General features: G+C 73.4%; 13 protein-coding genes. 11 read left to right on the forward strand and 2 right to left on the reverse strand.

The features are described from left to right. Positions 1-31 precede the first annotated feature (31 nt). Positions 32-925 (reverse strand): DUF3097 domain-containing protein, encoded by an 894-nt coding sequence (locus ABXS69_RS05230; protein WP_366181538.1) that lies wholly within the window; start codon positions 923-925, stop codon positions 32-34. Between the two features lie 270 nt (positions 926-1,195). Between ABXS69_RS05230 and hrcA the strand changes: the two genes are divergently transcribed. Together hrcA and dnaJ are read left to right on the forward strand one after the other, a co-directional pair. Continuing rightward, positions 1,196-2,260 carry a heat-inducible transcriptional repressor HrcA gene (gene hrcA, locus ABXS69_RS05235; RefSeq protein WP_366181465.1) on the forward strand — a complete coding sequence of 355 codons (1,065 nt, stop codon included), beginning with the start codon at positions 1,196-1,198 and terminating at the stop codon, positions 2,258-2,260. A gap of 68 nt (positions 2,261-2,328) precedes the next feature. After that, entirely contained in the window at positions 2,329-3,444 is a 1,116-nt protein-coding gene (gene dnaJ / locus ABXS69_RS05240) for a molecular chaperone DnaJ (protein ID WP_366181466.1), read from the forward strand. A 39-nt stretch (positions 3,445-3,483) separates the two neighbouring features. On the opposite strand, the gene ABXS69_RS05245 is transcribed toward dnaJ, so the two are convergent. After that, positions 3,484-4,299, reverse strand: a complete 816-nt coding sequence (locus ABXS69_RS05245; RefSeq protein WP_366181467.1) for a YggS family pyridoxal phosphate-dependent enzyme — start codon at positions 4,297-4,299, stop codon at positions 3,484-3,486. Positions 4,300-4,349: 50 nt separating this feature from the next. On the opposite strand from ABXS69_RS05245, the gene ABXS69_RS05250 reads away from it, so the two are divergent. From ABXS69_RS05250 to era, 9 genes are all read left to right on the forward strand, one after another. Continuing rightward, the gene (locus tag ABXS69_RS05250; protein WP_366181468.1) at positions 4,350-5,138 is read left to right on the forward strand and encodes a 16S rRNA (uracil(1498)-N(3))-methyltransferase; all 789 of its coding nucleotides are present in this window, start codon (positions 4,350-4,352) and stop codon (positions 5,136-5,138) included. 97 nt (positions 5,139-5,235) lie between these two features. Next, complete coding sequence (locus ABXS69_RS05255; RefSeq protein WP_366181469.1) at positions 5,236-5,847, forward strand: TetR family transcriptional regulator; 612 nt, start codon at positions 5,236-5,238, stop codon at positions 5,845-5,847. 121 nt (positions 5,848-5,968) lie between these two features. Next, positions 5,969-6,739 (forward strand): ABC transporter ATP-binding protein, encoded by a 771-nt coding sequence (locus ABXS69_RS05260; protein ID WP_366181470.1) that lies wholly within the window; start codon positions 5,969-5,971, stop codon positions 6,737-6,739. Beyond that, positions 6,736-7,482: an ABC transporter permease gene (locus tag ABXS69_RS05265; protein WP_366181471.1), complete on the forward strand. Its 747-nt coding sequence runs from the start codon at positions 6,736-6,738 to the stop codon at positions 7,480-7,482. The genes ABXS69_RS05260 and ABXS69_RS05265 overlap by 4 nt, the downstream gene beginning before the upstream one ends. A gap of 60 nt (positions 7,483-7,542) precedes the next feature. Next, a complete protein-coding gene (locus tag ABXS69_RS05270; RefSeq protein WP_366181472.1) occupies positions 7,543-8,412 on the forward strand; it encodes an EamA family transporter in 870 nt (289 codons plus the stop codon). Between the two features lie 116 nt (positions 8,413-8,528). After that, positions 8,529-9,731, forward strand: a complete 1,203-nt coding sequence (locus tag ABXS69_RS05275; protein WP_366181473.1) for a PhoH family protein — start codon at positions 8,529-8,531, stop codon at positions 9,729-9,731. Continuing rightward, positions 9,728-10,186 carry an rRNA maturation RNase YbeY gene (ybeY, locus tag ABXS69_RS05280; protein ID WP_366181474.1) on the forward strand — a complete coding sequence of 153 codons (459 nt, stop codon included), beginning with the start codon at positions 9,728-9,730 and terminating at the stop codon, positions 10,184-10,186. The genes ABXS69_RS05275 and ybeY overlap by 4 nt, the downstream gene beginning before the upstream one ends. After that, complete coding sequence (locus tag ABXS69_RS05285) at positions 10,183-11,475, forward strand: hemolysin family protein (RefSeq protein WP_366181475.1); 1,293 nt, start codon at positions 10,183-10,185, stop codon at positions 11,473-11,475. The genes ybeY and ABXS69_RS05285 overlap by 4 nt, the downstream gene beginning before the upstream one ends. Continuing rightward, on the forward strand, positions 11,472-12,614 hold the full coding sequence (gene era, locus ABXS69_RS05290; RefSeq protein WP_366181476.1) for a GTPase Era: 1,143 nt from the start codon (positions 11,472-11,474) through the stop codon (positions 12,612-12,614). Before ABXS69_RS05285 ends, era begins: the two co-directional genes overlap by 4 nt. Positions 12,615-12,663 lie beyond the last annotated feature (49 nt).

Here is a 12,663-nt window from a genome sequence, read left to right on the forward strand (position 1 = left end):
GGCCCGGGCGGGTAGGGGGCCAGCGGTCCCCTCAGGCGGTGCCGGGGGCGGTGACGAAGTCGATGAGCTCCTCCATGCGGCCCAGCAGGCTCGGCTCCAGGTCCTTGTAGGAGCGCACCGTCGCCAGGATCCGCTGCCAGCCCCGGGCGACATCCGCCTGGGTGGCGTGAGGCCAGCCGAGCGCCTCGAGCGTCCCGTGCTTGATGTCCGTGCCGCGCGGAATCTCGGGCCAGGCGCGCAGTCCCACCCTCCCGGGGCGCACCGCCTGCCACACGTCCACATACGGGTGGCCCAGCACGAGCACGTTGTCCCCTCCTGGCATGGCGCGGACGCGCTCGGCGATGCGCGACTCCTTCGAGCCGGCCACGAGGTGGTCCACGAGGACGCCCGCCCGCCTGGCCGGCCCCGGAGAGAACTCGGCCATGACCTCCTCCAGGTTGTCCACGCCGTCGAGCATGAGGACGACGACGCCCTCATGGCGCAGGTCATCACCCCAGACCTTCTCCACGAGCTCGGCGTCGTGCCTGCCCTCCACCCAGATCCTCGAGGCGCGGGCCGTGCGTGCGCGCTCGCCCTCCACCGCGTAGGAGCCCGACGCCGTCAGGCGCCTGCCGCCAGCGCTCACCGGGCCGGCCGGGGCGCGGCGCGCCGGCGCCGGGGGGTCGAGGATGACGGGGCGGCCCTCCAGCCAGAACCCCGGGCCCAGCGTGAAGCCGCGCCGCGTGCCGTGGCGGTCCTCCAGGACGACGATCCGGCGCCCCCCGGACTTCTCCACGGCGACCGCTGCCCCCACGAAGCCGGTCTCGCGGTCCTCCAGCACCATGCCGCGCTCGACGGCCACATGGACCGATCCTGGGCGGATGGCGCGCGGGCCCACTCGATGCGGGTCCGCGGCGAGCACGTCGCCCCCGTAGCGGTCGGACATCGACGGCGCGGAGGCCGACCTGGGCGCGGCGGTCCTCGCGGGACCCGCCGCGAGCTGCTGCGCGCGGGTGGCGCCCTGCTCGCGCAGGGCCTTGCGGCGGGCCGCCGTCGCGCCGGGGACGGCCTGGGGGCGGTGGGGAGGAACGGGAGTCACGCCGGGCACGGTAGCGAGGCTCACGCTGGGCGAACGGGAGACCCGCCGGGCCGGGCGTAGGATGGCACTCGTCGACCGAGAGTGCTAACGCGTGGGAGCCGGGAGGAGGGCAGCGCCATGGCTGATGATCGCCGTCTCAAGGTCCTGTCCGCCATCGTCACGGACTATGTGCGCACCCGTGAGCCCGTCGGCTCGCGAGCCCTCGTCGAGCGCTACCGCCTCGGCGTGTCCCCGGCCACCATCCGCAACGACATGGCCGCCCTGGAGGACGAGGGCTACATCCACCAGCCCCACACGAGCGCGGGCCGCGTCCCCACGGAGAAGGGCTACCGCCTCTTCGTCGACGAGGTCGCCCGCGTCAAGCCCTTGTCCGCCCCCGAGCGCGCGGCGATCTCCGCGCTGCTGAGCGGCGCGGTGGACCTGGAGCAGGTGGTGGTCCGCACCGTGCGGGTCTTGGCCCAGCTCACCGGGCAGCTGGCGGTCGTCGAGTACCCGAGCCTGCGGCTGACCGCGCTGCGCCACCTCGAGCTCGTGGCCCTGGCGCCCACGCGCCTGCTCATGGTCATCATCACGGACACCGGGCGCGTCGAGCAGCGCACCATCACCCTCATGGGCCACCGCTCCGGCCTGGGGGACGACGGGGCGCGCGGCGTCGTCGACCCCATCGCCCTGGAGCGTCTCAAGACCCGCCTCAACGCCTCCCTCGTGGGGCGGAGGGCGGACGACGTCGCCCCCTTGCTGGCGAGCCTGGCGGAGCAGGCCCCCTCCGACGAGCGCGCGCTGCTGGCCGCCGTCACCGGCGAGCTCATCGCCGCCCTGCGTCCCGACGCCGAGGAGCGCATCGCCGTGGCCGGCACCGCGAACCTGGCCCGCGCCACCCCCGATTTCACCACCATGGGGCCGCTCCTGGACGCCATCGAGGAGCAGGTCGTCCTCCTGCGCCTGCTCTCAGGGGACCCGGCCGACGCCTCCGGGATGCGCGTGAGCATCGGCTCGGAGAACCATGAGGACGCCCTGGCCGAGGCCAGCGTCGTCACCGCGGGGTACGGCCCGGGCGTCGGCGACGCCGTCGCCCACCTGGGGGTCATCGGCCCCACCCGAATGGACTACCCGGCCACCATGACCGCTGTGCGCGCCGTCGCCCGATACCTGTCCCGGTTCCTCGCCGGACCGCGGGACTGAGCGGCCGCCGCGCCATCCGCACCGCGCCACTGACCATCATCGACTGACGACTGAAGGAAGACCCGACTGTGAGCGACTACTACGAGGCGCTCGGCGTGACCCGAGGGGCCAGCGCCGATGAGATCAAGAAGGCCTACCGCAAGAAGGCCCGCGCCCTGCACCCCGACGTCGCCGGCCCCGGGCACGAGGACGAGTTCAAGCTCGTCTCCACCGCCTACGAGACCCTCTCCGACCCCGAGAAGCGCCAGCTCTACGATCTCGGCGGGGAGGATGCCGTGCGCGGGGGCGGCGCCGGGTTCGGCGGAGGGGACTTCGGGGGCTTCGCCGACATCTTCAGCTCCTTCTTCGGGGCCGCGGCCGGGTCTCGCGGGCCCGCGTCCCGCGCACGGCGGGGCCAGGACGCGCTGCTGAGCGTCGACGTCGAGCTGGAGGAGGTCGCCTTCGGCGCTACCCGCACCGTCCCCTTCGACACCCACATCACCTGCCCCGCCTGCGAGGGCTCCTGCTGCGCGCCCGGCACCTCGCCGGTGACCTGCTCGTCCTGCAACGGCTCGGGCTCCGTGCAGCACATGGCGCGCTCCTTCCTCGGCAACGTCATGACCACCTCGCCGTGCGCCACCTGCCACGGCTACGGCACCGTCATCGTCACCCCCTGCCCCGAGTGCTCCGGCGAGGGCCGTAAGCGCACCCACCAGGACATCGAGATCCGCATCCCCGCCGGCGTGTCCACCGGCACGCGCATGCGCATGTCCGGGCGCGGCGAGGCCGGGCCCGCGGGCGGCCCCGCCGGCGATCTCTACGTGGAGTTCCACGAGGTCGAGCACGAGAACCTGCGCCGCGACGGCGACGATCTGTGGACCGAGCTGCGCATCCCCATGACCGCGGCCGCGCTCGGCGCCGAATACGACATCTCCACCCTCGACGGCGGCCAGCGCATCGTCGTCAAGCCGGGCACGCAGCCCGGCGAGGTCCTGCCCCTCAAAGGGCTCGGCGTCGGGCGCCTGCGCCGAGCCGGGCGCGGGGACCTCAACGTCGAGATCGTCGTCGAGACGCCCACGCGCCTGGACGAGCGGCAGCGCGACCTGCTGCGCCGGCTCGCCGAGCTGCGCGGTGAGGAGGGCGACCTGTCCCACCGCGACGAGTCCGTCATGGGGCGCCTGAAGGAGAGGCTCTCCGGGCGCTGAGCCGGGCGGGCGGCGTCAGGGCCCTGGCCGCCCGCGCCCTCAGCCCCGGCGCTGCCCGGGCCAGTGCTGGGCGCCGGGAGCGGGTCGCGCCCCGAAGATCGCCTGACCCACCCGCACGCAGGTGGATCCCTCCTCGATGGCGATCTCGAAGTCGCCGCTCATGCCCATGGACAGCTGGCCGTCGCCCACGGCGCCCGCCTGGAGCCCGGCGTCGCGCAGCTCGCGCATGGTGGTGAAGCAGGCGCGGACGCGGGCGGCGTCGTCGGTGTGGGCGGCCAGCGTCATGAGCCCGCGCACCCGCAGGGAGGAATAGGCGGGCAGCGCGGTCAGGAACGCGGGGACATCCGCGGGCTCCAGGCCGAACTTGCTGGCCTCGCCCGAGGAGTTGACCTGCACGTACACGTCCAGGGGCCGGCCGAGCGCCTGGAGACGGCGGTCGAGGGCCTCGGCCACGCGCAGGGAGTCCAGCGCCTGGAACTCGTGGGCGAAGGTCGCCGCGTCCCTGGCCTTATTGGTCTGGAGATGGCCGATGAGCGCCCAGTGGATGGGCAGGTCCGCCAGGTTCTCGCTCTTGCGCTTGGCCTCCTGGACCTTGTTCTCGCCCATCTGGGTGACGCCCGCGGCGACGGCGGCGCGCAGCCGCTCCTCGGGGACGGTCTTCGAGACCGGCAGGAGCCTGATCTCAGAGGCCGCCCGGCCCGCGCGCTCGGCGGCGGCCTCCAGGCGGGAGCGGACCGCGGCGAGGTTGCGCGCGAAGTCCTCCGGCGTGATCGGGGTGGTGACGGGCTGGGGGGAGGTCGCAGGCGAGTCCTGAGTGCTCGGAGCGTCCGGGGCGTCGTGCGGGCTGGGGATCATGGCCCGGACGCTAGCACCGGGGCGGCCGGAGCGGGCCGTAGGCTTGGGGGGTGACCGCGCCCGTGTTCCTCATGAGCCCCGAGACCCTCAAGCCCGACGGCGCGGCCGCCATGGCCGGGCCGGGGGACGCCCTCGTCCTGACTGGCCCGGAGGCCCGTCATGCCGTCGCGGTGCGGCGGCTGCGCGCCGGTGAGCGCGTTGATCTCGTGGATGGGACGGGCCTGCGCCTGGTCTGCGAGGTGACCGCCGCCGGCGAGGGCGGCGCGAAGGACCGCCTGGCCGTGAGGGTGGTCGAGCGCGCGGCGGAGGAGGCGCCGCCCGTGCGGCTCGCCCTCGTCCAGGCCCTGGCCAAGGGCGGCCGCGATGAGCAGGCCGTGGAGACCGCCACCGAGGTCGGCGTGGACCTCGTGCTTCCCTGGCAGGCGGAGCGCTCGATCTCCGTGTGGTCGGGGCCGAAGGTCGCCAAGGGGCGGGCGCGGTGGGAGGCCACCGCCCGCGAGGCGGCGAAGCAGGCGCGCCGCGCCCGTGTGCCCGAGGTGGCCGAGCCCAGGCGAACCGCGGGTCTCGCCGCCTGGGTGAGAGGCGTCGTCGACGACGGGGGAGCAGTGCTCGTCCTGCATGAGGAGGCGACGGCGCCCATCAGCGGCGCGGCGCTGCCCGGAGGCGGCGTGGTGGGCGTGATCGTCGGCCCGGAGGGCGGTATCAGCGGTGAGGAGGTCGCCATCCTGGAGGACGCGGGCGCGACGGCGGTGCGCCTGGGCCCGCATGTCATGCGCACGGCCTCCGCCGGCCCCGTGGCCCTGGCCGTCCTCGCCCAGCGCGCCGGCCTGTGGGGCTGAGAACCGCCCAGCGGCGCCCACCGGCTCGCTCGCAGGCGCCCTTGGGGCATACTTCGGCCATGCTGTCGATGCCGGTATCGCCCGTGAGGAGGCGGCGATGAGCCCGCGCGGGCGCAGGCCCGCCGGGAGCCCGGACGCGCGCGAGGCGATCCTCGCCGCCGCCCGCACGGCATTCGCCAGGGACGGCTACCGCACCTCGCTGCGCGGCGTCGCGCGGGATGCCGGCGTCGATCCCGCCCTCGTCCACCACTACTTCAGGGATCGCGCCGAGCTCTTCGCCGAGGCCGTCGTCGCGTCGGCGGCCGGGACCGGCGTCGATATCTCCGGGCGGGTCCAGGCGATCTCCCGCCTCGCTCCCGAGGAGCTGGGGGAGGGGATCGCCCGCTCCTTCGTGGGGCTGTGGGACGGGCTCGGCGGTGATCGCTTCTCCGCCGTCATCCGCGCCGCCATGAGCGATGACGAGAGCCTGGCGCCCTTCCGCGACTTCATCGCGACCGGCATCCTGGGCGGCATCATGGACAGGCTCGATCCGGACCGGCCCGAGCTGCGCGGCCAGCTCATCGCCAGCCAGCTCATCGGATTCGGCGCGGCGCGCTGGATGGCCCGTCTCGATGAGGTCGCCTCGCTCAGCGTCGAGGAGGCGGTGGCGCTCATCGCCCCCACCATCCAGCGCTACGCGACGGGGGATCTGCCCTCGTCGGCCGCCTGACGAGAAGCGGCGGGCTCCAGTGATGACTCTTGACGACGAGGGACCGCGCCCTTATATTCATCAAATGATGAAAACCAAGGGTGCCTCATCAAGACCCCGCGCATCGGAGCCGGCGTCATCGATGCCCGCGCCCGCCGTGCGCGCCACCGGCCTCGTCGTCACTCGTGGCGGCAATGAGATCCTCCACGGGCTCGACCTGGCTCTCGCCCCGGGCTCGATCACCGGCCTGCTCGGGCCGTCGGGCTGCGGGAAGACGACGCTCATGCGCTCGATCGTCGGCGTGCAGCGCTACTCGGGGGATCTGGAGGTCCTGGGGGCCGTGCCCGGCAGCAAGCCGCTGCGCGGCCGCATCGGCTATGTCACCCAGGAGGCCTCGGTCTACCTGGACCTGAGCGCCCGCCAGAACGTCGCCTACTTCGCCCGCATGGCCGGGCCGCGCGCTCGCGGCGTCGATGAGGTCCTGGCCGAGGTCGGCATCGCCGACATCGCCGGACGGCTGGTGGGCTCCTTCTCCGGCGGGCAGCGCAACCGTGTCTCACTGGCCTGCGCGCTCGTCGCGGCCCCGGAGCTGCTGGTGCTCGACGAGCCGACGGTCGGCCTGGACCCAGTGACCCGGGAGGATCTGTGGGCGTCCTTCCGCCGCATCGCCGAGGGTGGCACCACGATCCTCGTCTCCAGTCACGTCATGGACGAGGCCTTCCGCTGCGACGGCGTCCTGCTCATGCGCGAGGGTCGCATCCTGGCTGAGGCGACCGCGCCCGAGCTCTTGGCCAGGACCGGCGCCGAGACCCTCGACGACGCCTTCCTCACCATCATCCGCGACGTCGAGCCGGCCGAGAGCGCCGGGCCGGCCGGCAGCGCTAGCGCCGCGAGCAAGGAGACGAACCGATGAATCTGCGAGCCTACGCCTCCACCGTCAAGCGCGTCCTGCTCCAGCTGCTCAATGACAAGCGCGCCATCGCGCTCATCATGGCGGTCCCCGCGCTGCTGGTGACGCTCCTGTACTTCATCTACAAGGACTACCCGGGCGGGGGCGCGGTGTTCGACCGCGTGGCCGTGCAGATGATCGCGATCCTGCCGATGTCCGTCATGTTCCTCATCACGAGCATCACCATGCTGCAGGAGCGCGTGAGCGGGACCCTGGAGCGCCTGTGGACCACGCCGATGCACCGCGCCGATCTCGTCGTGGGCTACGCGACGGCGCTCACCGTGGTCGCCGTGGGGCAGGCGCTCGTGCTCTCCGCCGTGTGCGCCTGGGCGCTGGGGGTGACGATCTCAGGGAACTGGGGGTGGATCATCCTGACCGCGCTGCTGGACGCCTTCGTGGGGGTGTCGATCGGTCTGCTCGTCTCCGCGCTGTCGACCACGCAGTTCCAGGCGGTGCAGTTCATGCCGCTCATCGTCGGCGTGCAGGTCTTCCTGTGCGGGATGCTCGTGCCCCGCGGCCAGCTGCCCTCGGCCCTGGAACTGGTCAGCCAGGTGATGCCGATGAGCTGGGCGATCAACGCCGTCGGCGAGGTCCAGGCGAGATCGGCGGTGACGCGGGGCCTCGTCGTGGACGTGGTGGTCCTGGCGGCCATCGGCCTCGTGGTCCTGGCGGCCGCCCCGCTGACGATGCCCCGCAGGACCCGCTGAGGGCCGGATGGCGCTGCCGGTGAGGCCGCTGGGGGAACGAGGAGGCCTAGCCTTGGGCGCATGTGGATCGTCTTCGCCTGCGGCTCGGCCCTGTTCGCCGGGCTGACGGCGGTGCTCGCCAAGGCGGGCATCCGGCAGATCGACTCGACCCTCGCCACCGCCCTGCGCGCGCCCGTGGTTCTGGTGGCGGCCTGCGCGATGGTGCTCATCCGGGGCTCGCAGACCCAGATCGCGAGCATCGACGCCGCGACCCTCGGCTGGCTCATCGCCTCCGGGCTGGCCACGGGCGCCTCATGGCTGTGCTACTTCAAGGCCCTCCAGCTCGGGGAGGCCTCGAGGGTCGCCCCGATCGACAAGCTGAGCACGGTGCTCACGGTGCTGCTCGCGGTGGTCCTCCTGGGCGAGCCGTTGACGGCGCTCGGGGGAGCGGGCGTGCTCCTCATGGTCGTGGGCACGCTGCTCATGCTGGACCGCGCCGGCGCCGCGAGACCCGCTCCCGGGCGGCCCGGCTCCCAGGGGTGGCTGGCCTACGCGCTGGGCTCGGCGGTGTTCGCCGCGCTGACGGCGATCCTGGGTAAGCTCGGGATCGTCGGCGTGGAGTCGAACCTGGGCACGGCGATCCGCACGGCCGTGGTGCTGGTCATGGCATGGGCGATGGTCGCCGTGAGCGGACGACGGCGCTCCCTGGACGCCCTGCCCCGGCGTGAGCTGGCGCTGGTGCTGGCCTCGGGGCTGACGACCGGGGCCTCCTGGCTCTGCTTCTACCGGGCGCTGCAGGACGGCCCGGCGAGCGTCATCGTGCCGATCGACAAGCTGAGCATCCTCGTGACCGCGTCCTTCTCCGTCCTCGTCCTGCGCGAGCGCCTGGGCCGCCGCTACCTGGGAGGTCTCGCCCTGCTGACGACCGGCACGCTCGCGATGGCGCTGTAGCGCCTGTCTCGCGCCTCGATTCGACCCGTTCGCGCGTCCTGGGGGTGGACCTGCGCGGGCCGGCTCGGCGCCGCCCCGTCCGCTCGCCCTTGCCCGCCCCGGTAGGATCGGCCGCGATGACCAACGCGCCCATCGACCCAGTAGTGGCTCCCCACGCGCCGCGGACCACCTCGCCAGCCGCCCCCGGCGGCGCCGCGCGCCCCGGCTCGCCCGGCGCCGCCGCGCCCACGGCCCCCGCCGCGGAGGTCACCCGCACCCTCGTCCTGCCACCCGATCTCGCCCTCGTCGCCCTCCTCGGCGTGCGCGACGAGGTCCTGCGCGCCGTGGAGAAGGGCTTCCCCGACGCGGACATCCTCGTGCGCGACTCCGAGATCCGCGTCACCGGTGATCCAGCGGTCGTCGACACCGTCGTCCTCCTGCTCTCCGAGCTCGTCGACGTCGCCCGTGCTGGAACACCGCTGACCGCCGACGCGGTCGAGCGTGCCATCGGCCTCCTCGCGGCCGCCGCGCGCCCCGCCGACATCCTCGCCGAGGACGTCCTGACCGCGCGGGGCCGCACCATCCGCGCCAAGTCGCTGGGGCAGAAGAAGTACGTCGACGCCATCGAGGACGCCACCATCACCTTCGGCATCGGCCCCGCCGGCACCGGCAAGACCTACCTCGCCATGGCCAAGGCCGTCGACGCGCTCGCCCGCCACCAGGTCTCCCGCATCATCCTCACCCGCCCCGCCGTCGAGGCGGGCGAGAACCTCGGCTTCCTGCCCGGCTCCCTCACCGACAAGATCGACCCCTACCTGCGGCCCCTCTACGACGCCCTGCACGACATGCTCGAGCCCGAGGCCCTGCCCAAGCTCATGGCCGCCGGCACCATCGAGGTCGCGCCACTGGCCTACATGCGCGGGCGCACCCTCAACGACGCCTTCGTCATCCTCGACGAGGCCCAGAACACGAGCCCCGAGCAGATGAAGATGTTCCTCACCCGCCTCGGATTCGGCTCCAAGATGGTGGTCACCGGGGACGTCTCCCAGATCGACCTGCCCGGAGGGCGCCCCTCGGGCCTCGTCGTCGTGCGTCGGATCCTCGACGGCGTCGACGGCATCTCCTTCTGCGAGCTCGGCGCCGCCGACGTCGTCCGCCACCGCCTCGTCGGCCGCATCATCGACGCCTACGCCGCCTATGACGCGGAGACCGCCGCCGCCCAGGCCCTGCGGGCCAACCGCGATGGCCCTACCGGCGGCGCCGGGGCCGCCGCCCACCGCTCTCGCGGGCATCGCGCTGCCCGCCCCACCCACCACGCCCCCGCCAGGAGCCGCGCATGACCACCGAGATCAACAACGAGACCGAGGTCGCCATCGACGGCGCCGAGTTCGCCGCGCTGGCCGACCACGTGCTCACCGCCATGCGCGTCAACCCGCTGGCCGAGCTCAACATCCTCTTCATCGACCCCGAGCCCATGGCCGAGCTCCACGTCCGCTGGCTCGACCTGCCCGGCCCCACCGACGTCATGAGCTTCCCCATGGACGAGCTGCGCCCTGGCGACGAGGACGGCCCCGCCCCCGCCGGGATCCTCGGCGACATCGTCATCTGCCCCCAGGTCGCCGCCAAGCAGGCCATCGCCGCAGGGCACTCCGCCGTCGAGGAGATGCTGCTGCTGGCCACCCACGGCATCCTCCACCTGCTCGGCTACGACCACGCGGAGCCCGAGGAGAAGAAGGAGATGTTCGATCTCCAGCGCACCCTCCTCCTGACCTTCCTCGCGAGCAGGGGCGTATGACCGGCACCCCCGTCGCCCTGCTCATCACCGCCTCCGTCGTCATCCTCGCCCTGGGCGCCACCCTCTCCGCCGGGGAGGCCGCCCTGGCCCGCATCACCCGCGCCGCTGCTGAGGACCTCGTCGAGGACGGCCGTCGGGGCGCAGCCGGGGTCCTGGCCCTCGCCGAGCGCCGCGGCGAGGTCCTGGGCACCATCGGCGCCGCGCGCATAGGCGTGGACATGCTCGCCGCCGTCCTCGTCACCCTCGCGGTCGCCGGCCTGCTCACCTCCTGGTGGCAGGTCCTCCTCGCCGCCGCCGCGGTCAACGGCGTCCTCCTTGGGCTCGTCGTGGGCATCTCCCCGCGACGCCTCGGGCGCCGCGACCCCGAGGGCGCCCTCCTCGTCCTCGCCGGCCTCCTGCGCCGCGTCGACGCCCTCGGCGCCCCTTGGCGCTGGCTGGAGTCCCACTTCGGGCGCGCCTCCACCCTCACCGAGGCCGAGGCCCGTGAGGCCGTCACCCAGGACCTTCGCGAGATGATCGACGAGATCGGCGAATCGGAGTCCATCGAGGACGAGGACCGCGAGATGATGCGCAGCGTGGTCGAGCTGGGCCAGACCCTCGTGCGCGAGGTCATGGTCCCCCGCCCCGACATGGTCACCATGGAGGAGGATGAGCCCATGGCCGCCGCCATGCGCCTGTTCATCCGCTCGGGGTACTCCCGCGTCCCCGTCATCGGCGACGATGCCGACGACGTGCGCGGCATCCTCTACCTCAAGGACGTCCTGCGCCGCCTCGCCGAGCACCCCGAGCACGAGGCCCGCGCCGTCGTCGGCTTCACCCGCGAGGCCGTCTACGTCCCCGAGACCAAGGCCGCCGACGACCTCCTGCGCGACATGCAGTCCGGCCGCTTCCACATGGCCCTCGCCGTCGACGAGTACGGCGGTATCGCCGGCCTGGTCACCATGGAGGACCTGCTGGAGGAGGTCGTCGGAGAGCTCACTGACGAGCACGACCACGCCGAGCCCGAGGTCGAGGACCTCGGCGACGGCGCCTACCGCGTCCCCGCGCGCCTCGGCCTCGACGAGCTCGGAGGGCTCTTCGGCCTCGAGATCGACGACGACGACGTCGGCACCGCCATCGGCCTGCTCACCAAGGCCATCGGACGAGTGCCCCTGCCCGGCGCCGTCGGCGACTGGCAGGGCGTCCGCCTCACCGCCGGAGAGGCCTCCGGCAGGCGCCGCCAGGTCGCCACCCTCCTGGCCACCCGCACCCCCACCACCCGCGACGACGAGAGCGATCACCGCCCATGACCGGCCAGAGCACCGAGAACGACAACGCCGAGCCCACTGAGCCCATTGGGCCCGCTGGGCCCATCCGCTTCCCCTCCGACGCCGAGCTCATGGCCGGCGAGAACGCCTTGGCGGGGCTCGACCTCACCGACGATGGAGCCGAGGGCGCCGACGGTGAGGGCCCGGATCCCGAGACCACTGGCGACGCCGCCCCGGGGCCCTCCCTGCCCGCCTACCCCGAGGGCTTCCGCGCTGGCTTCGCATGCCTCGTCGGGCGCCCCAACGTCGGCAAGTCCACGCTCACCAACGCGCTGGTCGGCACGAAGGTCGCCATCATGTCCGACCGTCCCCAGACCACCCGCCACAACGTGCGCGGCGTCGTCCACCGCGGGGACGCCCAGATCGTCCTCGTCGACACCCCCGGCATGCACCGCCCCAAGACCCTCCTGGGCAAGCGCCTCAACGACCTCGTCCGCGAGACCCTCGCCGACGTCGACGTCATCGCCTTCTGCGTCCCCGCCAACGAGAGGATCGGGCCCGGCGACCGCTTCATCGCCCGTGACCTGGCTGACTCGCGCGCCCCCGTCGTCGCCGTCGTCACCAAGGCGGACACCGTCAGCCGCGAGGCCCTGGCCGCCCAGCTCCTCGCCGTCGACCAACTCGGGGACTGGGCGGACATCGTCCCCGTCTCCGCCGCGCGCGGCGAGCAGATCGACGTCCTCGCCGACGTCCTCGCCGGCCACCTGCCCCCCTCGCCGCCGCTCTACCCCACCGGTGAGATCACCGACGAGCCCCGCGACCTCATGATCGCTGAGCTCGTCCGCGAGGCCGCCCTGGAGGGCGTGCGCGACGAGCTCCCGCACTCCCTTGCCGTCATCGTCGACGAGGTCATGGACCCGCGCGGCACGACGCCCGGCAGCCTGGGCCCCGTCAAGGGTGCGGGCAACCGCCTGCAGGTGCGCGTCAGCCTCGTCGTCGAGCGCGACTCCCAGAAGGCCATCGTCATCGGCAAGGGCGGGGCCCGCCTCAAGGAGATCGGCGTGCGCGCCCGCCGCGGCATCGAGGACTACCTGCGCCGCAAGGTCTATCTCGACCTCCACGTGCGTACCGCCAAGGACTGGCAGTCCGATCCCAAGGCCCTGGCCAAGCTCGGCTTCTAGCCGCGCGCCCAGGGGCCCCGGCGCCGGCGGGCCGCCCGGGCAAGGACCA

It is taken from the genome of Actinomyces timonensis (genome assembly GCF_040702965.1).
Lineage (GTDB): Bacteria > Actinomycetota > Actinomycetes > Actinomycetales > Actinomycetaceae > Actinomyces > Actinomyces timonensis_A.